At 47.3% G+C, this 21299-nt stretch carries 21 protein-coding genes; 20 read left to right on the plus strand and 1 reads right to left on the minus strand.

The annotated features are described in order from the left end of the window. Positions 1–4: 4 nt before the first annotated feature. Positions 5–1048: an agmatinase family protein gene (locus KW844_RS15625; protein WP_218377722.1), complete on the minus strand. Its 1044-nt coding sequence runs from the start codon at positions 1046–1048 to the stop codon at positions 5–7. Between the two features lie 238 nt (positions 1049–1286). Here KW844_RS15625 and KW844_RS15630 point away from each other — a divergent pair, with 238 nt between their 5' ends. From KW844_RS15630 to KW844_RS15725, 20 genes are all read left to right on the plus strand, one after another. Continuing rightward, positions 1287–1700, plus strand: a complete 414-nt coding sequence (locus KW844_RS15630) for a cytochrome c maturation protein CcmE (protein WP_218377723.1) — start codon at positions 1287–1289, stop codon at positions 1698–1700. Between the two features lie 17 nt (positions 1701–1717). Further along, positions 1718–4249, plus strand: coding sequence for a cytochrome c biogenesis protein CcsA (ccsA, locus tag KW844_RS15635; RefSeq protein ID WP_218377724.1), 2532 nt, complete (start codon positions 1718–1720; stop codon positions 4247–4249). A gap of 267 nt (positions 4250–4516) precedes the next feature. Further along, positions 4517–5530, plus strand: a complete 1014-nt coding sequence (locus KW844_RS15640; protein WP_218377725.1) for a carboxylesterase — start codon at positions 4517–4519, stop codon at positions 5528–5530. Positions 5531–5589: 59 nt separating this feature from the next. Next, positions 5590–6213 (plus strand): DUF4294 domain-containing protein, encoded by a 624-nt coding sequence (locus KW844_RS15645; RefSeq protein WP_218377726.1) that lies wholly within the window; start codon positions 5590–5592, stop codon positions 6211–6213. 19 nt (positions 6214–6232) lie between these two features. Next, positions 6233–6733 carry a hypothetical protein gene (locus tag KW844_RS15650; RefSeq protein ID WP_218377727.1) on the plus strand — a complete coding sequence of 167 codons (501 nt, stop codon included), beginning with the start codon at positions 6233–6235 and terminating at the stop codon, positions 6731–6733. Positions 6734–6765: 32 nt separating this feature from the next. Beyond that, positions 6766–7494, plus strand: a complete 729-nt coding sequence (gene bshB1, locus KW844_RS15655) for a bacillithiol biosynthesis deacetylase BshB1 (protein WP_218377728.1) — start codon at positions 6766–6768, stop codon at positions 7492–7494. A 257-nt stretch (positions 7495–7751) separates the two neighbouring features. Further along, positions 7752–8657, plus strand: a complete 906-nt coding sequence (locus tag KW844_RS15660) for a serine hydrolase (protein WP_218377729.1) — start codon at positions 7752–7754, stop codon at positions 8655–8657. A 433-nt stretch (positions 8658–9090) separates the two neighbouring features. Continuing rightward, on the plus strand, positions 9091–9645 hold the full coding sequence (locus KW844_RS15665; RefSeq protein ID WP_218377730.1) for a peroxiredoxin: 555 nt from the start codon (positions 9091–9093) through the stop codon (positions 9643–9645). Between the two features lie 73 nt (positions 9646–9718). Next, positions 9719–10306 (plus strand): carboxymuconolactone decarboxylase family protein, encoded by a 588-nt coding sequence (locus tag KW844_RS15670; RefSeq protein ID WP_218377731.1) that lies wholly within the window; start codon positions 9719–9721, stop codon positions 10304–10306. 193 nt (positions 10307–10499) lie between these two features. Next, the gene (rpmB, locus tag KW844_RS15675; RefSeq protein WP_218377732.1) at positions 10500–10736 is read left to right on the plus strand and encodes a 50S ribosomal protein L28; all 237 of its coding nucleotides are present in this window, start codon (positions 10500–10502) and stop codon (positions 10734–10736) included. A 29-nt stretch (positions 10737–10765) separates the two neighbouring features. After that, positions 10766–10948 carry a 50S ribosomal protein L33 gene (gene rpmG, locus KW844_RS15680; protein WP_073086208.1) on the plus strand — a complete coding sequence of 61 codons (183 nt, stop codon included), beginning with the start codon at positions 10766–10768 and terminating at the stop codon, positions 10946–10948. A 75-nt stretch (positions 10949–11023) separates the two neighbouring features. Further along, positions 11024–11197 (plus strand): DUF4295 family protein, encoded by a 174-nt coding sequence (locus tag KW844_RS15685; RefSeq protein ID WP_073086210.1) that lies wholly within the window; start codon positions 11024–11026, stop codon positions 11195–11197. A gap of 84 nt (positions 11198–11281) precedes the next feature. Further along, entirely contained in the window at positions 11282–11488 is a 207-nt protein-coding gene (locus KW844_RS15690; RefSeq protein WP_218377733.1) for a hypothetical protein, read from the plus strand. Between the two features lie 34 nt (positions 11489–11522). After that, entirely contained in the window at positions 11523–12485 is a 963-nt protein-coding gene (ftsY, locus tag KW844_RS15695; RefSeq protein WP_218377734.1) for a signal recognition particle-docking protein FtsY, read from the plus strand. Positions 12486–12720: 235 nt separating this feature from the next. Next, positions 12721–13599, plus strand: coding sequence for a cupin-like domain-containing protein (locus KW844_RS15700; RefSeq protein WP_218377735.1), 879 nt, complete (start codon positions 12721–12723; stop codon positions 13597–13599). A gap of 220 nt (positions 13600–13819) precedes the next feature. Continuing rightward, positions 13820–15127, plus strand: coding sequence for a 30S ribosomal protein S12 methylthiotransferase RimO (rimO, locus tag KW844_RS15705; RefSeq protein ID WP_218377736.1), 1308 nt, complete (start codon positions 13820–13822; stop codon positions 15125–15127). A gap of 130 nt (positions 15128–15257) precedes the next feature. Beyond that, positions 15258–17027: a DEAD/DEAH box helicase gene (locus KW844_RS15710; protein ID WP_255578483.1), complete on the plus strand. Its 1770-nt coding sequence runs from the start codon at positions 15258–15260 to the stop codon at positions 17025–17027. Positions 17028–17152: 125 nt separating this feature from the next. Continuing rightward, entirely contained in the window at positions 17153–19096 is a 1944-nt protein-coding gene (gene glgB, locus KW844_RS15715) for a 1,4-alpha-glucan branching protein GlgB (RefSeq protein ID WP_218377737.1), read from the plus strand. A 198-nt stretch (positions 19097–19294) separates the two neighbouring features. After that, positions 19295–20194: a DUF4382 domain-containing protein gene (locus KW844_RS15720; RefSeq protein ID WP_218377738.1), complete on the plus strand. Its 900-nt coding sequence runs from the start codon at positions 19295–19297 to the stop codon at positions 20192–20194. 176 nt (positions 20195–20370) lie between these two features. After that, on the plus strand, positions 20371–20991 hold the full coding sequence (locus tag KW844_RS15725; protein WP_218377739.1) for a toxin-antitoxin system YwqK family antitoxin: 621 nt from the start codon (positions 20371–20373) through the stop codon (positions 20989–20991). The last annotated feature ends 308 nt before the right edge of the window (positions 20992–21299 follow it).

The following is a 21299-nucleotide window of genomic DNA, read 5'->3' on the forward strand; positions in this document are numbered from 1 at the left end:
GGTTTTATTTGTTGGCGCTTACCAACAGGTTGCAAAGTTTGAACAGTACACGGGCACCTACGTTAGCATCCCATTCGTCGTGGGAAGCAGCCACCTCGTTGAGGTCAAAGCCAATCAGCTGGCGGCCGCTGGCGATCACGCGCTTAAACAGGTAATATACCTGCTCTGTTTCAAAACCTCCGCTTACCGGGGTACCGGTGTGCGGGCATAATTTAGGGTCCAGACCGTCGATATCGAAACTGATGTACACCTGCTGTGGCAGCTGATCTATAATGTTGTCGCAGATGGATTTCCAGGTTTCGCCTTCAAACTGTCTTTCTTTTATGTCTTTATCAAAGAAAGTGACTACACGGCCATTACTTTCGCTGATGTAGTTTACTTCCTCTTCGCAATAATCGCGGATACCTACCTGTACCAGTTTCTGCAGCTGCGGAACTTCCTTCAGCGCGTTGAACATGATAGAGGCGTGGGAGTACTGGAATCCTTCGTAGCTGTCGCGCAGGTCGCAGTGTGCATCGATCTGGAGGATACCAAAATCGCCTTTGTGCTCACCAATTGCTTTGAAGAAGCCCAGAGGAGTGCTATGGTCACCACCTACGAGGCCTACGAGCTTACCTTTTGCCAGCAGGTCGCGGGTTTGGTTGTATACCCACTCATTCATGGCCTTGGTACCGTTACTAACGTCCACCAGGGTCTTTTTCAGGAACTCATTTTCCTCAATATCACCACCTTCCATCAGGAATTTCAGGTAGAGTTCTGCCTCTTTACGCAGGTAATCACTACGCAGCAGCAGGTGTTTGTCTGGTTCGCGCATGTAGAAGCCCTCTTTCCAGCCGTCTTTTACGTCGGCGTCGTAGAGGTCTACCTGCAGGGAAGCCCTGAAGATATGCTCCGGACCTCTGGCGGTACCATTACTATAGGAAACGGTTACCTCCCAGGGTACTGGAAGCAATACCAGCTTAGCGTCATCTTCCTGAAAAGGCAGCCCGAAAATGTTGTTCGACAGCAGGCCCACTGAGTTAGGGTCAAATTGAGTTAAATCAGCCATGATAAAAATCTAAATTCAAAATTCCGCGCAAAGATACTATTATGTTTACTTACAGCCCTGTTTCCTGAAAAAAGAATTGCCTTTTATATAAATTTTGTCGTTTCAAGGTCATTTTGCGTTAATTTTGCGCAGTTAATCTGGAGTAGATAAATACAGGTTTTTTGCATTGGGGTTGAAACACTGACTAGGTAAGGATTTGTTGCAGCTTGTATCATAAGAATAGGAAGATAATTTTTATATGAAAAAAACAAATATTATCCTGCTGGTGGTTATTGCGGTAGCAATAGGGGTGATTATCACAATGGTTGGTGATTTCAGTACCTATGAAACTTTCGCGACCGCCCGTCAGAAGGAAGGGAAGGAGTTTCATGTGATTGGCACATTGGATACACTCCAGACAATGACCTACGATCCGCTGAAGGATGCCAATTTTTTCAGTTTCTATGTAAAAGATAAAAAGGGAGAAACCCGCAAAGTGGTGTTCAGTGGTGCTAAACCAACCGACTTTGAGAAAGCTGAATCTGTTGTACTGACCGGTATGATGGATGGCAACGACTTTCATTGCAGCAAAATCCTGATGAAATGTCCGTCAAAGTATAAGAACGATCAGGTTGTGCTGGGCAAAACCGAGCCGGCAAACAAGCCACTTTAATCTTTATCTGAAGCATCATGAATTTTGTAGGGGAACATTTATTACCAGGCCAGATCGGCCACTTTGCCGCCATTTTAGCGTTTGTAGCATCTTTAGTAGCCACCGTGGCTTACTATTGCGCTGTGGTGAACAAAGAAGAGCCGGTGCGCGAGTCCTGGAAAAAGATAGCACGTTGGGGATTCTTTATCCAATCCATCGCCGTTCTGGCCGTTTTCAGCTGTCTTTACTATATTCTGTATAATCACTTCTTTGAATACAAATACGCGTGGCGTAATACCTCCCGCGACCTGCCTATACAATACCTGCTGTCCAGCCTCTGGTCCGACCAGGAAGGTAGCTTCCTGCTCTGGAGTATCTGGAACAGCGTACTCGGTATCATCCTGATCCGCACCAGCCGTAAATGGGAAAGTCCTGTGATGACAGTGATCTCCCTGTCGCAGCTGATGATGAGCAGTATGCTCCTCGGTATCTTCATCCTGGGCTATAAAGTAGGAAGTAATCCGTTTATGCTCCTGCGCCAGGCCGAAGAAAACCAGGTTGCACCAATATTCCAGTCACCCGACTACCTCTCCTTCATTCATGATGGTAACGGCCTGAATCTCACCCTCCAGAACTACTGGATGGTTATTCACCCGCCGGTGCTGTTCCTCGGATTCGCCTCTATGATCGTGCCTTTTGCCTTTGCCTTTGCAGGTATCTGGACCCGCGATTATACCGGTTGGACCAAACCCGTACTGCCATGGGGCCTCTTCGCCGTTGCCGTTCTCGGTCTCGGTATCATGATGGGCGCCGCCTGGGCATACGAATCCCTCAACTTCGGTGGCTACTGGGCCTGGGATCCCGTAGAAAACGCCTCCCTGGTACCTTGGATACTCATGGTGGCTGGTGTACACACCTGCCTGGCCTATAAATCAACCGGCCATGCACTGAAGTCTACCGTCTTCTTCTTCTTCATGGCTTTCATCACCGTACTGTACTCTACTTTCCTTACCAGAAGTGGTGTACTGGGCGATTCCTCCGTACACTCATTCACCGACCTCGGTATGAGCGGACAGCTGCTGATTTTCATGGGCGCTTTCACCATCCCGGCTATCTGGCTGATGATCGCACGCAGAAAACAAATTCCAGCCCTCCACAAAGAAGAAAGTACGTACTCCCGCGAATTCTGGTTGTTCGTAGGTTCACTGGTACTGCTGATTTCAGCTATCCAGATCACCTTCACCACCTCCATTCCGGTGTGGAATAAACTGCTGGACCTCTTTGGGTTGAAAAAACTCTTCAACCTCGACGAAATGGCGCCTCCTTCAGATGCCATGTTCCACTATAATAAGATCCAGATCTGGCTGGCTGTCATTCTCGGCTTGCTGACGGCAGTGGTGCAATACATGCGCTATAAAGATACACCGCGCCGCGTGCTGGGTAAAAAGCTCCTGGTGCCTACCGCACTGTCCCTGCTGATCACCCTGGCCATTATTTTTGCTGGTGGTGTGAACTATACCGACTATGGCGCAGGTTTCCTCGGTGCTATTTACCTCATGCTGTTTGCAACAGTTTACGCCGTGGTAGCCAACGTGCTCTATATCATCACTGAACAGAAGGGTAAAATCAAAGCTGCCGGTGCTTCTATCGCGCACGTGGGCTTCGGAATGGTACTGCTGGGCGCACTCCTGTCATCTTCCCGTAAGGAAGTGATCTCCCTGGACAAAATGAAAATGCTGAGCCAGGACATCTTCCGCAAGGAAAGTAAACAGAATGCCCGCGAAAATATCATGCTGCCGCGCGGTGTGCCGGTGGAAATGGGTGAATACCATGCCACCTTTGTAGGCGATTCCATCGCGCCTGGTGATGCAAAAGTTTACTTTAAAGTGGACTATGAACGTAAAGATAAAGCAGGCAAAATCGTAGAGCGGTTCCGCCTCTATCCAAACGCGTTCGTTAACAGTAAGGAAAATGCCCTGACTTCCAACCCGGCGTCCAGGCACTATCTGCATAAAGATATCTTCACCTATATCACCGCTACTCCTCCGCTGAAGGATAGAACAACGCCTGCCAACGATACGGCTAACTATACCACTCACGTGGTGGCCGAAGGCGACTCCATCTTCTTCTCCAAAGGTTTCATGATTATGCGTGGTATCGCGAAAGATCCTACTAACAAAAACTATCAGCCGCGACAAGGCGATCTGGCAGTAGGAGCGGATCTGGAAGTCTACACGCAAACAGATGATCATTTTAACCTGCAACCGGTGTACCTGATCCGCGACAGCGCTTATCAGTACAGCATTGAAGATACCCTGGCGCCACTGGCCCTGCAGGTACGCTTCAGCAAAATTCTGCCGGCAGAAAATAAGATCGAAATCAAAGTGAAAGAAGCGGATGAGAATAGTGATTACATCATCATGAAAGCCATCGTCTTCCCATACATCAATGTGCTGTGGCTGGGCGTAATCGTGATGATTGTAGGTACTTTGATCGCCGTGGTGTACCGCGTGAAACTCAACAAAGGGAGTGTGAAAGCAACCGCTGCACGCGTGAAAGAGAAAGTTTAAATTATTATTATCTTATTATATGCGGGGAGCAAATGAAACCTTCGGTTTTATTTGCTCCCCGCAGTTTTTTGTTTTGCTTTATGGAGATGTCAGTGCTGTTGGAAAACAGTACGCGTGAGTGGGCAATGCTATTGTTACAAACTACAAGCGCCGCCGCGCGCAGCGCGGACTCTCTCAACTGAGACCGAAGGTCTCAGTTGCCCATTCGCTATAACCTATAACTCCTCCCAACAAAAAATCTTACTTTTACCCCATAAAACCCTGACCATGAAACGACGCCCGTTTCGTATATTCCTGATCGTTATATCCTCCCTGCTGGTGGTATATATGCTGGGCCCTAAGCCCGCTACACCTGTATATGATGACCAGTTGCCTGCCGTTCCGCAGCAGGCTGACAGCCTGGATGCGTATATCCGTAACAGTGAGTCGGCATTACCACTGAAACCGGATAACGAAGCGCGTATTGTGTGGGCCGATAGTCTTCACCAAAAAACAGCCTACGCGATAGTGTACCTCCATGGCTTTTCTGCCAGTCAGGAAGAAGGTAACCCGGTGCATCGGGAAGTTGCCCGCCGGTTCGGCTGTAATCTCTATCTGTCACGCCTGGATGCGCACGGCCTCCGGTCTGATAGTCCGCTCCTGCATATGACAGCAGAGGGGCTGTGGCAGGATGCTAAAAAGGCGCTGGCGATTGGTAAGGCCATCGGGCATAAAGTGATTGTGATGGGCACTTCCACGGGCGGCACCCTGGCGCTGAAGTTGGCCGCTGAATATCCGCAGGAGGTGTATGCGCTGGTGAATATGTCGCCCAACATTGCCATCAATGATAAGTTTGCGTTCCTCGCCAACGACCATTGGGGGCTGCAACTGGCGCGGCTGATCAGCAGAGGCGAATACCGCGACGGCCATGATACCAATACCATCCGTAATCAATACTGGTACAACCGCTATCGCCTTGAGGCCGTAGTGCAGCTGGAAGAATTGCTGGAAACCACCATGACCCGAGCCACGTTCGAAAAGGTGAAGCAACCGGTGCTGAACCTGTATTATTACAAGAATGAGCAGCACCAGGACCCAACGGTAAAAGTGGAGGCCATCCTGGCCATGGAAAAGGAACTGGGTACGGCTGCAGGACAGAAGGCTGCTATAGCAATACCCGGCGCAGGTGCACATGTGATGGGCTCCTCACTCACCAGCAAGGCAGTGCCGGAAGTGATCCGTACGATCGACAGCTTTGCCACCGGCGTGCTGAAAATGAGGCCCGTCAACCAGGTGTACTAAATGTCAAATCTTTAGTTAACTTGTGGTAACAATCAGATAGTAAGTTGCGTTTAATGGTTATGCATCCGCTTAAAAAGTCCATCCTCTTTTTATCCCTGGTAGCAGGCATCTTTGCTTGCAGCAAGTCTGCTGCGGCCCAGGAAGCGCATGGTGCAGATAAAATCCCCCTGCATGCGGTAGTGGTGGGTACTGATACCATCCCTGTAATTACCCTCGCTATTATTGATGTAGTAGATAAATTGCCGAAGCGCCTGAGAAAAGAACGGGAGCGTTATTCCAGGCTACGTAATGCCGTATACGTAACTTATCCTTATGCTAAGTCGGCTGCCCGCATCCTGAAGGATGTAAGCGTGGAATTGGCGAAGCTGCCGAATGGTCGCGCCAGAAAAGCCTACCTGGCCAGCAAGGAAAAAGAGTTAAAGGCCCAGTTTGGCGATAAGCTGACCAACCTGTCCGTTTACCAGGGTAAAGTGCTGATGAAGCTGATCGACCGCGAAACCGGCCAGAACTGCTTTGAAATCATCAAGGAACTTAAGGGCGGCTTCAATGCCCGCGTATGGCAAACGGTCGCCTTCTTCTTTGGAGGCAACCTGAAAAGTGACTACGATATGCAGGAAGATAAAGATATCGAGGTGATTGTACAGGAGCTCGAGATGTACCAGCGGTACCGCGCCTATAACTAAGAATGCCTACCTTCGTTACATGAGTTATAAACATTTTCTATTATCATTATTAATATTGTTACCCACCGCCTTATTCGCCCAAACAGAAGAGGAGGGGGACCCTGTATATGTGGTGGACAGCGTACTCGTAGCGCCCGGTGCAGCCAACCAGATCACGCCGGACCAGATAGGGCTCATCACCATTGCAAAAGGGCGTAAGGCTGTACTGCTGTATGGCGCACAGGCCGAAAATGGCGTGATTTACATGGAAACCAAGCCATTTGCGCGTAAAAGAGTCAATAACTTCCTGAAATCAATAGCGCCGGCGTTTGATAGTCTGCGCAAAACCGGTGTGGCAGACAGTGCCCTGGTTTACATCGTAAACGACCAGCTGGTAACGGATAAAAATGAAGCCCTGCTGTTTACGGTGGACAGGAAGACCTTCCGGACCCTGGAGTTGGTACCGGCAAAGGAACTGGAGCAGAAATACCAGGTCACAGGGAAGAAAGCAGGGGTGCGCATTACCAGCTCAGAAGATTGATCCGTATCTTTGCACCTCAATTTTTTTAGCGTATGAAACTGGATTTACTCGCAATAGCCGTGCACCCCGATGATGTGGAATTGGGATGTTCCGGCACATTGATGATGCATGCGGCATCAGGCATGAAGGTAGGAGTGGTGGATCTCACCCGTGGGGAACTAGGCACCAGGGGCACCCCTGAGCTGCGTGAGCAGGAAGCTCAGGCGGCAGCAAAGATTATGGGCCTGGATGTACGTGAAAACCTGGGCCTGGCCGATGGATTTTTCCGCAATGATACCATGGAGCAATTGGCGATTATCACCGCCATCAGAAAATATCGTCCCGAGATCGTACTGGCAAATGCGATCGATGACCGTCACCCCGACCATGGACGTGCGGCCAAGCTGATTGCTGACAGTTGCTTTATGGCAGGGCTCAGAAAAATTTCCACCCAGGTGGATGGCGTAGAGCAGGAAGCGTGGCGACCAAAGCAGGTATTTCACTTCCTGCAGGACCGTTTCCATGAACCCGATTTTGTGCTTGATATTACCCCGGTAATGGATCGTAAGCTGGAAGCTATCAAGGCTTTTTCTTCACAATTTCTGGCTGCAAAGGACCATGAGCCGCAGACTTATATCTCTGGCTCCGGTTTCTTTGATAGTGTGGTGTATCGCGCTAAAATGCTTGGTAAAATGGTAGGAGTGGAGTATGCCGAAGGATATACTACTGCTAAGAAGATCGGTATCCGGAATTTCTCGGATTTGATTAATGTGACTACCTGATAAACTGGGGTTCAGCCACATCTTCTGCAGACCGTAGCGACTGCGGGCAGCGCCCACGCCACTCACAGAAGGTTGAAGTACCGTTTAAATCAATAACCTGTGGGCCAGTGCAGCTGTTCCTCACAGGCCTCAACGGGCCGGGCAGCGCCCACGCCCACGCCACCAACCGATGCCTCTGGCACCAGTTCAAAAACATTGAAAGCGCCGGAATTATTCCGGCGCTTTTACTTTTAATACATCCTTATTAACTTAAGGAGATGAAAACATTACTAGCCTGCCTTACCGCCGCCTTACTGGCCCTACCTGCGTTTGCCCAGCGCACTGATAAAAAATTACAGGAAACTTTAGAACAGCTGCTGAAGGATTTCCACGGAGAGGTGGGAATTTATGTCCATCATCTTAAAAAGGACAGGGTGGTGGAAATCAATGCGGACACGATTTTCCCGACTGCCAGTATGATTAAAACAACGATTCAGGTGGGGATTTTCGACAAGATTGCCAAAGGGGAGTTGCAGTACCGGCAGCCGCTGGTGTACAGGGACTCCTTGCTGTATGCAGGGGTGGATATACTGGGATCATTCAGGGATAGTCAGCAGATAGACCTGGACAAGGTAATGATGCTGATGTTGACCATGAGTGATAATACGGCGAGTTTATGGCTGCAATCGCTGGCTGGTGGCGGGGTTGCGATTAACAGCTGGTTGGAGCGCCATGGCTTTCAGGTGCTGAGGGTAAATTCAAGAACACCTGGCAGGGAAGAAATCCGGAAAGTGTATGGCTGGGGGCAAACGAGTCCGCGGGAGATGGCGCGACTGATGGAAATGGTGTACAAAGGGGAGGTGGTAGACAAACCGAGTAGCGAGCGGATGTACAGGAACCTGACATGCAATCATTGGGATGCCCAGGGCTTACTGCAGGTTCCTTGTAATATCAGGACCGCATCAAAGAACGGTGCGGTGGATGATGCCAGATCGGAGGTCATTATGGTTAACGGGCCACATGGCGATTACGTGTATTGTATAGCCACGAAAAATATTGCAGATCAAAGCTGGAAACCAGAGAATGAGGCCTGGCGGCTAATGCGGAAGGTGGGTTCTGCTATATGGCAGCACTATGATCCTAACAGCAATAAGAGTCCTGACCCCGCTGTGGGGAAGTTTTGAACGGCAAATTAGGACCCGCTAAACGCTAGATGAACAGATCTTTGGTAGCGTCAAATTCATCCTGTTTAATGATGCTGTTTTTAATAAACGGAATCAAAGCAAGTCCAATCGTTACGATCACAAGTAATAAGTATTTCTTTTTCATTTCCATGCTGATTTTATTAGTTCCAAGTATAAAAGCTCACTTATATAACTAATTACCGTGCCAAAATGTTACGGAAATCCCATAAAAATGTGAGTGCCGGGATGAATTTTTTGCATATAGGGAGGGGGAGGGAGGCTGGAATGCTTCACTACGGTATTATTTCCTATATATAGACAAACTCAATATCACATTTTTAAAATCTATTTGATTAATAATGAATGTAAAGTGATCTTTGCGCCAGCAAAAACGACAATAGCTTAGCAACAAATCAAAAATCGAGTATAGAATATGAAAAATGTTATCTTATCCGTAGGATCAGAGTTTCCTGAGTTCAAAAAAACGGCTGTAGTTTCAATCGAGAAAGGTAAAGAGTTCTACGAACTGTCTTCAGAAGAGCTGAAAAACTCCGGTAAATGGATGGTGATGTTCTGGTGGCCTAAAGACTTTACGTTTGTATGTCCAACTGAGATTGCTGAATTCAACAAACATGCACAGGATTTCGCTGACCGCGATGCCGTACTGATTGGTGCTTCTACTGACAGTGAGTTCGTACACGCTGCATGGAGAAGAGATCACGAAGATCTGCGTGGACTGCAGTTCCCAATGCTGGCAGATACTTCCAAATCACTGGCTGAAGAGCTGGGTATCCTGGAATCCAATGAAAAAGTGGCTTACCGTGCTACTTACGTTGTAGACCCTCAGGGCATTGTACGTTGGGTATCTCTGTATGATCTGTCTGTAGGCCGCAGCGTGAAAGAAGTACTGCGCGTACTGGATGCACTGCAAACAGATGAGCTGTGCCCTTGCAACTGGCAGAAAGGTGAAGCTACCCTGACTGCTTAATCATTATCAATACTACTTTACATACCCGGGAGGCGGCTTGCTGTTTCCCGGGGTTTTAAATCAGAAATAGAATATGTTTGCAACAACCAATCAGGATACCGCTGTACAATTGTTAGAAGCTGTTGGTTTGGCAGAGTTGCCGGTATCTGAGAAGTTACAGGCGCTGGTAAATGCGGATGCGCGTTACCTGAAAGATCTGAAAATTAACGTTACAAATGCACTGGGTGCAAGTACCCTCAGCAAGAAGGAAGCCTATCTGATAGGACTGTCTGTTGCGGTTAACGAAAAGCATGCTGCTTTGCAGTCATCCTTTGAGAAACTGGCCAAACAGGAAGGTGCCAATGAAAAAGAGATCTCCGAGATCCTGAGCTGCACTTCCCTGATGAATGCCAATAACATCTACTATCGATTCAGACATTTTGTAAATAAGGAATTTTACACCACCACAGCTGCAGGTATCCGTATGAGCATTATGGCAAATCCGGTACTGGGTAAGGAGTTTTTCGAGCTGCTGAGCCTGGTTATTTCTGCACTGAATGGTTGTGAAATGTGCGTAACCTCCCATGAAGAAGCGGTGGTAAAGCACGGAACTGAGCCGCAGCGTGTGCTGGAAGCGGTGAGATTGGGCGCTGTGCTGAAGAGCCTTATTGTATTGCTTTAAAAAATATATGAAAAGCAGGGATTGTGAAAATTACTGCTGTAAATAATTGATTATCAAACTGATGTAAGATCAGGTACTACTTGTGGACGGGTGTTATACATGACAAATTTTGAATTTGTGAATAAATTCATGCAATTATATTTGCTAAGTCCACAAAAAAAACTGACTTTTGCATTCCTAAAATTTTTAGATCATGGCAAGAGTATGTCAGGTGACAGGAAAGAAGCCGATTACAGGTCACCATGTTTCCTTCTCCAATATTAAGACAAAGAGAAGGTTTCTGCCTAACCTGCAGAAAAAACGTTTTTTCCTGGCGGAAGAAGACAAATGGATATCTTTAAAGATATCTGCTGACGGTTTGAGAACCATCAATAAAAGAGGTTTGTATGCAGTAGTGAAGGAATTGCGTGCAGCTGGTCAGGAAATTTAAGTCTAGGACTCACTTAATTTGTATACAAAATGGCAAAAAAAGGTAACAGAGTGCAGGTAATTCTGGAATGCACTGAGCACAAAACCTCAGGTCTGGCTGGAACTTCCCGTTACATCTCTACAAAGAATAAGAAAAATACTCCAGAGCGTCTGGAGCTGAAGAAGTACAACCCTATCATGAGAAAGGTGACTGTACACAAAGAAATTAAATAGTTAATTGTTAGTGGTTAATGGCTGTAATGCAATACACGGCCATATAGCCATCGACCATAAAACAAATGCAATACAATGGCAAAAGCAGTTTCAAAGAACTCGAAGGTAAAAGACGCTAAAGCAGCAGCTGATGCAAAAGTGTGGACTAAAGTTGTGAAAGCAGTACGCTCTCCTAAAACTGGTGCCTATACTTTCAAAGAAGCTATCGTGCACAAAGACAAAGTGCAGGAGCATATCAACGCTAAGTAATTCGGCTTTACTAATATCATACTTAAAAGCTGTCCTTTAACAGGACAGCTTTTTGTGTTTGCCTATATGGCTTCATACAATCTTATGTTTAACGGGAGAACAGACCACCCGGTCCGCTCTCCCCGGTTTTTAGCGGCACCGGAGGTGCTGGTAAAACCTACATACAAACCTGGCAGCGGTGGTTATAACCGTGGTGGTGGCGGTGGTTATGGCGATCAAAACGCGAGCCATCGCGATAACAGCCCTTCTTTCCAAGAAAAGCCGTATTTTAGCGACCTAATTGAAAAATGAACCCGGCCGCCATCGTTGGCCCACTATTACTGATATGAGCTTTTTCAAAAATCTATTCTCCAGAGAGAAAAAGGAAAGCCTGGACCAGGGACTCCAAAAAACAAAGGAAAGTTTCCTCTCCAGGATCGGACGCGCCATCGCTGGTAAGTCCACCGTCGATACCGAAGTACTGGATAACCTCGAAGAAGCATTGGTGTCCGCCGATGTAGGTGTTGAAACCACTGTGAAAATCATCGATAAAATCGAACAACGCGTAGCTAAAGATAAGTACCTGGGAACGAGTGAGTTAAACCGGTTACTGCAAGAAGAAATTGCAGCACTCCTGGTAGATGCTCCCGATAGCGGATTCCGCGACTTCGACGTCCCGGCAGATAAGAAACCATACGTAATCATGGTAGTAGGCGTAAACGGGGTAGGTAAAACCACCACCATCGGTAAACTCGCCTATAACTTCAAAAAAGCTGGCAAAACTGTACTACTCGGTGCTGCCGATACCTTCCGCGCTGCAGCTGTAGATCAACTGACCATCTGGAGCGAAAGAGTAGGCGTGCCCATCGTAAAGCAAGCCATGGGCTCCGACCCCGGCGCCGTTGCCTTCGATACCGTACAAAGCGGGGTTGCCCGTGATGTTGATGTTATCATCATCGATACCGCAGGCCGACTCCACAACAAAATCCACCTGATGGACGAGCTCACAAAAATCAAACGTGTGATGAAAAAGGTAATCCCGGATGCACCACACGAAGTACTGCTCGTACTGGACGGTTCCACCGGCCAGAATGCCGTTGAACAGGCCAAACAATTTACAGCCGCTACAGAAGTCACCTCCCTGGCCATCACCAAACTCGATGGTACCGCGAAAGGTGGGGTAGTGCTGGCCATTGCCAACCAGTTCAAAATCCCGGTTAAATATATCGGTATCGGTGAAAAAATGGAAGATCTGCAGGTCTTTGACAAGCACGCCTTCGTAGATTCATTGTTTACTGTAAATGATTGATACTGATATTGATATAATTCCTGTTTCGAATTTTAGATAATTCATCTTTCCATAAAACGAAGCTGACCAGCAAGCGAACAAATGCATTTACCTTTGCATTATACTGAAAACGCTTATTGGTCAGCTTTTTGTTTGACTTTCTGCATTAGACCAGATTTTTGTTGCCGCATAACCGAGCCTTCGCTAAATTAGAGTAGTTGTTTTTTGGTACCCTTTTTAATAACAATTCGCAGTTATGAATATTTCAAGCATAGATCGAGTTGATACTATTACACCGGAGGAATTCAAAAGAAACTATTACCTGCCACGTAAACCGGTAGTAATTACATCGCTCAGTAAACAATGGCCAGCGAAAGAGAAGTGGACATGGGATTATTTTAAATCCATCGTAGGAGACAAAACAGTAGGTGTATACAATAATACCCGGGCAGATGCCAATACACCCGTTAACGGCGCCGATGACTATATTCAGTTTGGAGACTATCTCGACCTCATCCAGCAAGGCCCGGTAGCACTCCGCATCTTCCTGTTTAACATCTTCCAACACGCACCTCAGCTCACCCAGGATTTTACCTGGCCCGAGGCGTTCTCCAAAGGCCTGCTTAAAAAATACCCGATGCTGTTTGTTGGCGGAGCCGGCTCCGTAGCACATATGCATTACGATATCGACCTCTCCCATATATTTCATACCCAGTTTGTAGGTCGCAAAAGGGTCCTGCTCCTGGAAAATAAGCAGTCGCCCTACATTTACCGGATGCCTTTTACCGTGGAAAGCGCCGCCAACTTCGTTAACTGGCACCAACAGCTGAATACGGCTGATTTTCCGGCACTGGATTATGCTACCGGCTTCACCACCATTCTGGAGCACGGCGACACCCTGTTTATGCCGGGTGGCTATTGGCACCATATGGAGTACCTCGACAGCGGCTTTGCCATGAGCCTGCGCGCCCTGGATCACTCCCTGGCCGGTAAATTAAACGGACTTTACCATATCGTAGGCCTGCGCGGAATGAACAACCTGCTTATCAAAATGGCCCCGCGCTGGTGGTACCACAAAAAGCGTGAACTGGCTAAAAACAAAGCAGACAGGCTGATAAAAGCGATCTCAGCGTAAATCGGTTTAGCAGCTGTAAAGAGTTTATTTGCAGCTGTTTATCTTTAATTTCATAATTATCAATTCTTTTTGTACCTTTGCACCTTCCTTACTCAACCCCCACTAAGGCTCAAAGTCACGTACAGTAAGTCTGCTGTTTTATCATGTTAGTGTCTGTGTGTCTTCGTGGCGGTAAGCGGTCCGGTAAATAACCAGTACCGCAAGCGCTAAAACATTCGCATTGAAGACGAAAACTTTAAAGAAAGACAAGGTTAATATTATTACACTTGGTTGTTCCAAGAACATGGTTGATTCGGAAGTATTGAGCGGTCAGCTCGCTGCTAACGAAATCGACGTGGTGCACGAAAGCACAAAGAGAGATCACAATATCGTAGTAGTTAACACCTGCGGTTTTATTGACAAAGCCAAGGAAGAATCCATCAACACCATCCTCGAACAGGTAGAGCTTAAAGAACGCGGCAAGCTGGACAAAGTATACGTCACCGGCTGCCTGAGCGAACGCTACCGTGGCGATCTGGAATCAGAGATCGCAGGCGTGGATGCCTGGTTTGGAACCATGGAACTCCCGCTTATCCTTAAAAAATTTGATGCGGATTATAAGGCAGAACTGATCGGAGAACGATTGTTAGCGACTCCTTCACACTACGCCTATCTGAAAATCGCAGAAGGTTGTAACCGTACCTGCGCTTTCTGTGCAATCCCGCTGATGCGTGGTCAGCACGTTTCCAAACCAATTGAAGAACTGGTGGCAGAAGCAGAAAAGCTGGTAAAATTCGGTGTGAAAGAGATCATGCTCATCGCGCAGGAACTCACCTACTATGGCCTGGACCTGTATAAACAGCGTCGCCTCGGCGACCTGATGCGCGCCCTCGCCCAGGTAGAAGGACTGCAGTGGATTCGCCTCCACTACGCTTATCCTACCAAGTTTCCAATGGAAATTCTGGATGTGATGAACGAGTTCCCGAACATCTGCAAATACCTGGATATGCCTTTGCAGCACGCCGCCAACGGTATGCTCAAAGCCATGAAACGCCAGATCACCCGCGAGGAAATCGAAGAACTGGTACATGCCATTCGTGAAAAAGTACCCGGTATCGCCTTACGTACAACCCTCATCGCCGGATTCCCTGGTGAAACCGAAGATGATGTGGAAGAACTGAAAGGATTCCTCGAAAGAATGCGCTTCGACCGTGTAGGCGTATTCACCTACAGCCATGAAGAAGGCACCAGCGCCTACGAGCTGGAAGACAACATCCCGGCTGAGGAAAAAGAAAGAAGAGCACAGGATATTATGGCCGTGCAACAGGAAATCTCCCTGGAGAAAAACCAGGAAATGGTAGGGAAGGTTTTCAAAGTAATCGTAGATAAAAAAGAGTCTGGCAGGTATCTTGCCCGCACTGAATTTGACTCTGTGGAAGTAGATAACGAAGTGATCATTAATACCACCAAACGCCTGAAACCCGGCGACTTCGTGGAAGTACGCATCACCAAGGCATTCGACTACGACCTCGAAGGAGAACTGGTGTAAGAACGCAACAGCAGGCGTTGCCTCTTTGTCCGGGCAAAAGGCCCGGTAACAGAAAAAATATTTCAACAGTCCCCTCAATAAAAGGGGCCTATTACAACAGCTCCCGACGGAGCTTGATCAATGTAAATCAATGACAACATTTGAATCTCTGGGCTTAAAAGAGTCCATCTTAAAGGGAATTACAGACTTGGGCTTTGTTGCTCCAACCCCTATTCAGGAAAAGGCAATTCCCGTATTATTGAGTGGTGACCGCGACTTTGTAGGTCTTGCCCAGACGGGCACTGGTAAAACGGCAGCTTTCGGCCTGCCCTTACTCCAGCAAATCGACGTAAATCTGCATAAACCACAGGGTCTGGTACTTTGCCCTACCCGTGAGCTTTGTCTGCAGATTACCAATGACCTGAAAAACTTCAGCAAACACCTCGGTGATGTAAGTATAGTAGCCGTTTATGGCGGTTCCAGCATCGTACAGCAGCTGCGCGAACTGAAAAGAGGAGTACACATCGTTGTAGCAACTCCGGGCCGACTGCTCGATATCATCGATCGTGGCGCCATCAACTTCGACAACGTACGCTACGCCGTACTGGATGAAGCAGATGAAATGCTGAACATGGGCTTCCAGGAAGACATCAACAGCATCCTCTCCAACACCCCTGAAGAAAAAACAACCTGGCTGTTTTCCGCAACCATGCCACAGGAAGTACGCCGTATCGCCCAGAAATACATGGAGGATCCGTTTGAACTGACTGTAGGTAACAAAAACAGCGGTAACGCCAATATCGAACACGAATACTACGTGGTACGCCCACGTGAAAAATATGCGGCACTGAAACGCCTGGTTGATTACAACCCGGATATCTTCGGTATCGTTTTTACCCGTACCAAAATTGAATCACAGGAAATCGCTGAATCACTGATTAAAGACGGTTACAACGCAGATGCCCTGCATGGTGACCTCACACAGCAACAGCGCGATAAAGTGATGAAACGCTTCCGCGAAAGAGCACTCCAGGTACTGGTAGCTACTGACGTGGCAGCACGCGGTATCGACGTCGACAACGTTACACACGTTATCAACTACGAACTGCCTGATGACGTAGAAAACTACACCCACCGTTCCGGCCGTACTGCCAGAGCTGGTAAATCCGGTATTTCTATCGCTATCATCAGCAGCCGCGACATCGGTAAAATCCGTCAGATCGAAAGAGTAATCGGTAAGAAATTTACCAAAGGTGATGTTCCGGACGGTTTCGCCGTTTGCGAAAAACAACTCTTCGGCCTGGTACACAGAGTACACAACGTAACCGTTAACGAAGAACAGATCGAACCATACCTGGAACGCATCAACGAAGAATTTGCCAATATGAGCAAAGAAGAGCTGATCAAGCGTTTCGCTTCCCTGGAATTTAACCAGTTCCTGGAATACTACCAGGATGCAGCTGATCTGAACGTGAAAGAAGAAAAACGTGGTTTCGAAGAAAGACAGCGTCGTGGTGACGGTAAGTTTACCCGCCTGTTCATCAACCTCGGCTCTGTTGACGATTTCAACCGCGGCGATATGCTCCGTTACCTGTGCGATAACACCGGTTTACGTGGTAACAAAATCGGCCGTATCGATCTGAAAGGCGTTTACTCCTTCTTCGAAGTAGAAAACGATGCCGTTGAAAAAGTAACACAATCATTCAAGAAAGTGGAATACAACGGTCGCTCCGTAAGGATCGAAATGTCCCAGGACGGCGATAAACGTCGTAGTGGCGGCGGCGGCGGTGGACGCAGAGAAGAAGGCGGTCCACGCAAACGCTGGCACAGCACCGAAGGTGGTGGCGGCAACCGCGGAGAAAAAAGAGAATTCTCCGGCGGTGGTAGCAGACCTCCATTCAAACGTAAGTACAATGCCTAAGCAGCATATATAAGTAAAGAGTCGCCACATGGCGACTCTTTCTTTTTATGGGAATCCGAAATTTTTTTCTTTGCTTTGAAAATTAAACTATCTTGTTAATCCAGACAATTCAACCAAGCAGAGCTATGACCGGAGATTCCTATAGCATTAAACAGTCCGTTATACCCTTTTCCCTTTTTACATCCGCAGATATTGCCCTGTTTCAGGCAGGCTCACACTACCGGCTATACGAAAAATTTGGCTCCAGATCTACGCACTGCGATGGGATCGCAGGTACGTATTTCGCCGTATGGGCGCCGGATGCAGCATACGTTTCCGTTACCGGCGATTTTAATGAATGGGACCATTACAGTCATACCTTGTTACCCCGCTGGGACAGCTCAGGCATCTGGGAAGGATTTATCCCGGACGTAGCCGATGGTTGCCTCTACAAATATTTTATCCGCTCCAACAGCGGAGAAGAATTGTTTAAGGGAGATCCTTACGCCACCCATTGGGAAGTGCGCCCTAAAACAGCATCCATCGTTCATGCGCTCGACTACAAATGGAAAGATAAAGCCTGGATGGAAAAACGCCACCAGCATAACTCACTGAAAAAACCTTTCAGCGTATATGAAGTACACTTAGGATCATGGCGCAAACCTGATCCTATGGCAGATGAGAAATTCTATTCTTACCCGGAAATCACCAAAATGCTGGTGCCATATGTACAGGAAATGGGCTTTACCCATGTGGAACTGATGCCCATCATGGAACATCCTTTCGATGGCTCCTGGGGTTACCAGCTCACCGGTTATTATGCCCCCACTTCCCGATACGGTACACCACAACAGTTCATGGAAATGGTAGATGCCTTTCATGAAGCCGGCATCGGTGTGATCCTCGACTGGGTGCCTTCCCATTTTCCATATGATGCGCACGGACTTTTCCGGTTTGATGGCTCTCATACTTACGAATATGCGGATATGCGTAAGGGTTACCATCCCGACTGGAACAGCTATATATTTAATTATGGACGTAATGAAGTGCGTTCCTTCCTGCTCAGCAATGCCGTTTACTGGCTGGATAAATACCATGCAGATGGACTGAGGGTAGATGCGGTGGCTTCCATGATTCACCTCGACTACAGCAGGGAAAGAGGCGCATGGGACCCGAATGAATTTGGTGGAAATGAAAATCTGGAAGCGATCAGCTTCGTCAAAAAACTGAATGAAACCATCTATGCCCTGTATCCGGATGTTCAAACCATAGCGGAAGAATCCACTTCCTTCTATGGTGTTTCACGGCCTACCTTCCTTGGAGGGCTTGGCTTTGGGATGAAATGGATGATGGGCTGGATGAATGATACACTGGATTATTTTAAGAAAGATCCCATACACCGGAAGTGGTTTCAGAATGACCTCACCTTTAGCGTGGTGTATGCTTTCAGCGAAAACTTCATGCTGCCCTTCAGTCACGATGAGGTGGTACATGGTAAGTCGCCCATGCTTTACAAAATGCCTGGGGACGACTGGCAGAAGTTTGCCAACCTCCGGCTGTTGTATGCTTATATGTTTACGCATCCCGGTACCAAATTGCTCTTTATGGGAGATGAGTTTGGTCAGACAACGGAATGGAACTATAAAACAGAGCTGGAGTGGCATCTCCTTAAATACAAACCGCATGAGAGCCTGAAAAAATATGTGAAGGCACTCAATACCCTGTACACTACCAGCACAGCCTTGTACGAGCAGCAGTTTGATGGGGCCGGCTTTGAATGGATCACAGTAAATGATTACGATAACTGTGTGCTGATCTATATGCGCAAAGGCGTTCATCCGGACGACCTGTTACTGGTGGCACTAAACATGACGCCTGTCCCAAGAGAAAATTATGTAGTAGGAGTACCTGTTCCCGGTAGATGGAAAGAGGTGCTGAACAGTGATGATGCACAGTTTTATGGTAGTGGCGTGGTAAATACCGGTATCCTGGAAGGACATCAGCAGACCTATAACGGGAAAGATTATACGATTACGCTACGGCTGCCGCCACTCGGTGCCAGCATCTTCCAATATATCCCTGCGAAGTAAGCTCAGGGGAATCAAAGATTTTATGGTCGGACTGTTCTGCGGAACAGTCCGATTTTTTTTAGGCCTGGGTTTTGCTGCAATAAGACTAAACTTTTTAACGTTATTTTAGTCATATAACAGCTTCAACCAAAGAATCAGGAAAATTTTTCAACCAATCGATATACCATAATCATTTATTGAATTTAAAACCAGTTATTTATGAAAAACTCTCTCCGTAATGCCGGATTGTTGTTGGCGGTAATTATTACAGGAGCGGCAGTCTTAATCAGTGCCTGCAACAAAGATAATTCCGTTTCAGATGAGCCGATTCCGGCCAACAAGCAAAAAGTAAGTCTGTATCTTTCCGATGACCCCGGGTATTTCGACCAGGTGCTGCTCGATATCCGTAAGGTGGAGGTATTGGTGGATACCTGCGGCAAAATTGACAATGGTAACTGGAATGACAGGGACCGTTGCGGCTGGGATGATGTATTTGGCCGCCGCGACGATAGCTGCCAGGTATGGGATTCCCTGGGCATCCAGGCCGGCATCTATGACCTGTTGACCCTTCGTAATGGTACCGACACGCTGCTGGCCGGCGGTACAGTGAGTAAGGGTACTATTGAACGTATCCGCATCACCATTGGCTCCAATAACTCATTGGTAAAGAACGGCATAACTTACCCCGTGAAATCTCTGACCGGTCAAAGTAAGATTGTGGTACGCGTACGCCATACCGAGTGGGACCAGCTGAGTGCTGATAACCTTCGTCTCTGGCTTGACTTTGACGTACAACGTTCCATCATCAAAACCAGGGACGGTAAATTCTACCTGAGTCCTTACATCAATGTGTTTACCATCCTGAAAATGGGTAGTCTGAGCGGCCGCATTACACCAGGCGAGGCCTATCCGGTGGTTTCCGTGTATAACAGCAGCAATGATACGCTGTACGCACTGCCATGGAGAGATGGTTTCTTTAAAGTACGTGGCCTGAAGCCAGGTACCTGGAATGTATTTATTAATCCGGATGCGGCTTATAAAGACACGACCATCACCAATGTTACCATTAGTGCAGGTAAGGATAACAGCCTGGGAACTATTAAGCTGACGAAGAAATAACTGACAATATATTACGTTTTATTAGCGGGGATTGGAACCTTCGGTTCTGATCCCCGCAGTTTTTTGTTCCGGTCGTGAGCCGGAAAGCAATGTACCGCGCGCAGCGCAGCATATGAGAAAGCAAAACCAAAGGTGTTGCATCTGAATTTTAAATCATAACTTGTAAAAAAAATGTTATGCGTCAATTACTGTTACTATGCCTTTTAAATGCCTTTATGGTCACTGCTTTTGCGCAGGAGCGATTAGTGTATAAAGTGCCGAAACATAACCAGCGGGATGAAAAAGGAAGAAAGCAGGGGCTGTGGATGGAAGAAGTTGGAGAGTTGAGGGGAGAGCCGGGCTACACCTGGGAGGGGACTTATAAAAATGACCGGAAAGAGGGGATCTGGAAGAAGACCACCGCTTCCGGAAATATACTGGCGGAGGAGACTTTCAAAAACAACGTACTCAATGGTTACTGTAAATACTTTTATCCCGATGGGAAAAAGAGTGCCGAGGGGAGATATGTATCTACTGAAATTCCTGGCCAGAAGGATACCGTGATGGTGATCGACCTGGAAACCCAGTTGGAGAAGCCGATGGAGATCATCCGGGAGGGAAACCCGGTACGCCATGGGGTGTGGAAATTGTATGATGAAGAATCCGGGCAGATGGTAAAAGAGTATTATCGTTTAGGCGAGGTCGTTACGGCTGCAGAAATCGGTGATAATGACTCGATTCCGGTGAAAATGGCTCCCAAGCCGCAGCAGACGCAATTGCCCCATGAAGGTGTTAAAGGTGGCAAGAAGAAACAGTAATTGAAAAATGAACAGGCTGTTAGTGAAAAATGAACAAAAAGATTTGTCCATTTTAGCTTTTTTCTTTGTACTTTCATTTTAAGAAGGATGTTTGATATATATACTCCCCCGAAATATCCCCCTCAGATATTTCATATTTTTAAATCCTATTAATTTGTTTGTATGAAAAGCCTAAGTTTAAATCACATAGAACCAAGACAAGAAACGAATAACTATGAAATGACTACGGATAAGATAGAGATCTTATTTCGGGCTGTATTTGTGTTTCTGATATTTTGTGCCTTGATTTCTATTTGCTTTCTGTCGAT

Source organism: Chitinophaga sp. sic0106, from assembly GCF_019219075.1.
In the GTDB taxonomy this organism is placed as follows: Bacteria; Bacteroidota; Bacteroidia; order Chitinophagales; family Chitinophagaceae; genus Chitinophaga.

Coding starts and splice junctions, on each gene's coding strand:
- KW844_RS15670 (WP_218377731.1), top strand. CDS start 9,719: ATGTTTGCAACAACCAATCAGGATACCGCTGTACAATTGTTAGAAGCT.
- glgB (WP_218377737.1), top strand. CDS start 17,153: ATGACCGGAGATTCCTATAGCATTAAACAGTCCGTTATACCCTTTTCC.
- KW844_RS15660 (WP_218377729.1), top strand. CDS start 7,752: ATGAAAACATTACTAGCCTGCCTTACCGCCGCCTTACTGGCCCTACCT.
- KW844_RS15710 (WP_255578483.1), top strand. CDS start 15,258: ATGACAACATTTGAATCTCTGGGCTTAAAAGAGTCCATCTTAAAGGGA.
- KW844_RS15685 (WP_073086210.1), top strand. CDS start 11,024: ATGGCAAAAGCAGTTTCAAAGAACTCGAAGGTAAAAGACGCTAAAGCA.
- bshB1 (WP_218377728.1), top strand. CDS start 6,766: ATGAAACTGGATTTACTCGCAATAGCCGTGCACCCCGATGATGTGGAA.
- KW844_RS15640 (WP_218377725.1), top strand. CDS start 4,517: ATGAAACGACGCCCGTTTCGTATATTCCTGATCGTTATATCCTCCCTG.
- ftsY (WP_218377734.1), top strand. CDS start 11,523: ATGAGCTTTTTCAAAAATCTATTCTCCAGAGAGAAAAAGGAAAGCCTG.
- rpmB (WP_218377732.1), top strand. CDS start 10,500: ATGGCAAGAGTATGTCAGGTGACAGGAAAGAAGCCGATTACAGGTCAC.
- rpmG (WP_073086208.1), top strand. CDS start 10,766: ATGGCAAAAAAAGGTAACAGAGTGCAGGTAATTCTGGAATGCACTGAG.
- KW844_RS15630 (WP_218377723.1), top strand. CDS start 1,287: ATGAAAAAAACAAATATTATCCTGCTGGTGGTTATTGCGGTAGCAATA.
- KW844_RS15665 (WP_218377730.1), top strand. CDS start 9,091: ATGAAAAATGTTATCTTATCCGTAGGATCAGAGTTTCCTGAGTTCAAA.
- ccsA (WP_218377724.1), top strand. CDS start 1,718: ATGAATTTTGTAGGGGAACATTTATTACCAGGCCAGATCGGCCACTTT.
- KW844_RS15725 (WP_218377739.1), top strand. CDS start 20,371: ATGCGTCAATTACTGTTACTATGCCTTTTAAATGCCTTTATGGTCACT.
- KW844_RS15650 (WP_218377727.1), top strand. CDS start 6,233: ATGAGTTATAAACATTTTCTATTATCATTATTAATATTGTTACCCACC.
- KW844_RS15690 (WP_218377733.1), top strand. CDS start 11,282: ATGTTTAACGGGAGAACAGACCACCCGGTCCGCTCTCCCCGGTTTTTA.
- KW844_RS15645 (WP_218377726.1), top strand. CDS start 5,590: ATGCATCCGCTTAAAAAGTCCATCCTCTTTTTATCCCTGGTAGCAGGC.
- KW844_RS15625 (WP_218377722.1), bottom strand. CDS start 1,048: ATGGCTGATTTAACTCAATTTGACCCTAACTCAGTGGGCCTGCTGTCG.
- KW844_RS15700 (WP_218377735.1), top strand. CDS start 12,721: ATGAATATTTCAAGCATAGATCGAGTTGATACTATTACACCGGAGGAA.
- KW844_RS15720 (WP_218377738.1), top strand. CDS start 19,295: ATGAAAAACTCTCTCCGTAATGCCGGATTGTTGTTGGCGGTAATTATT.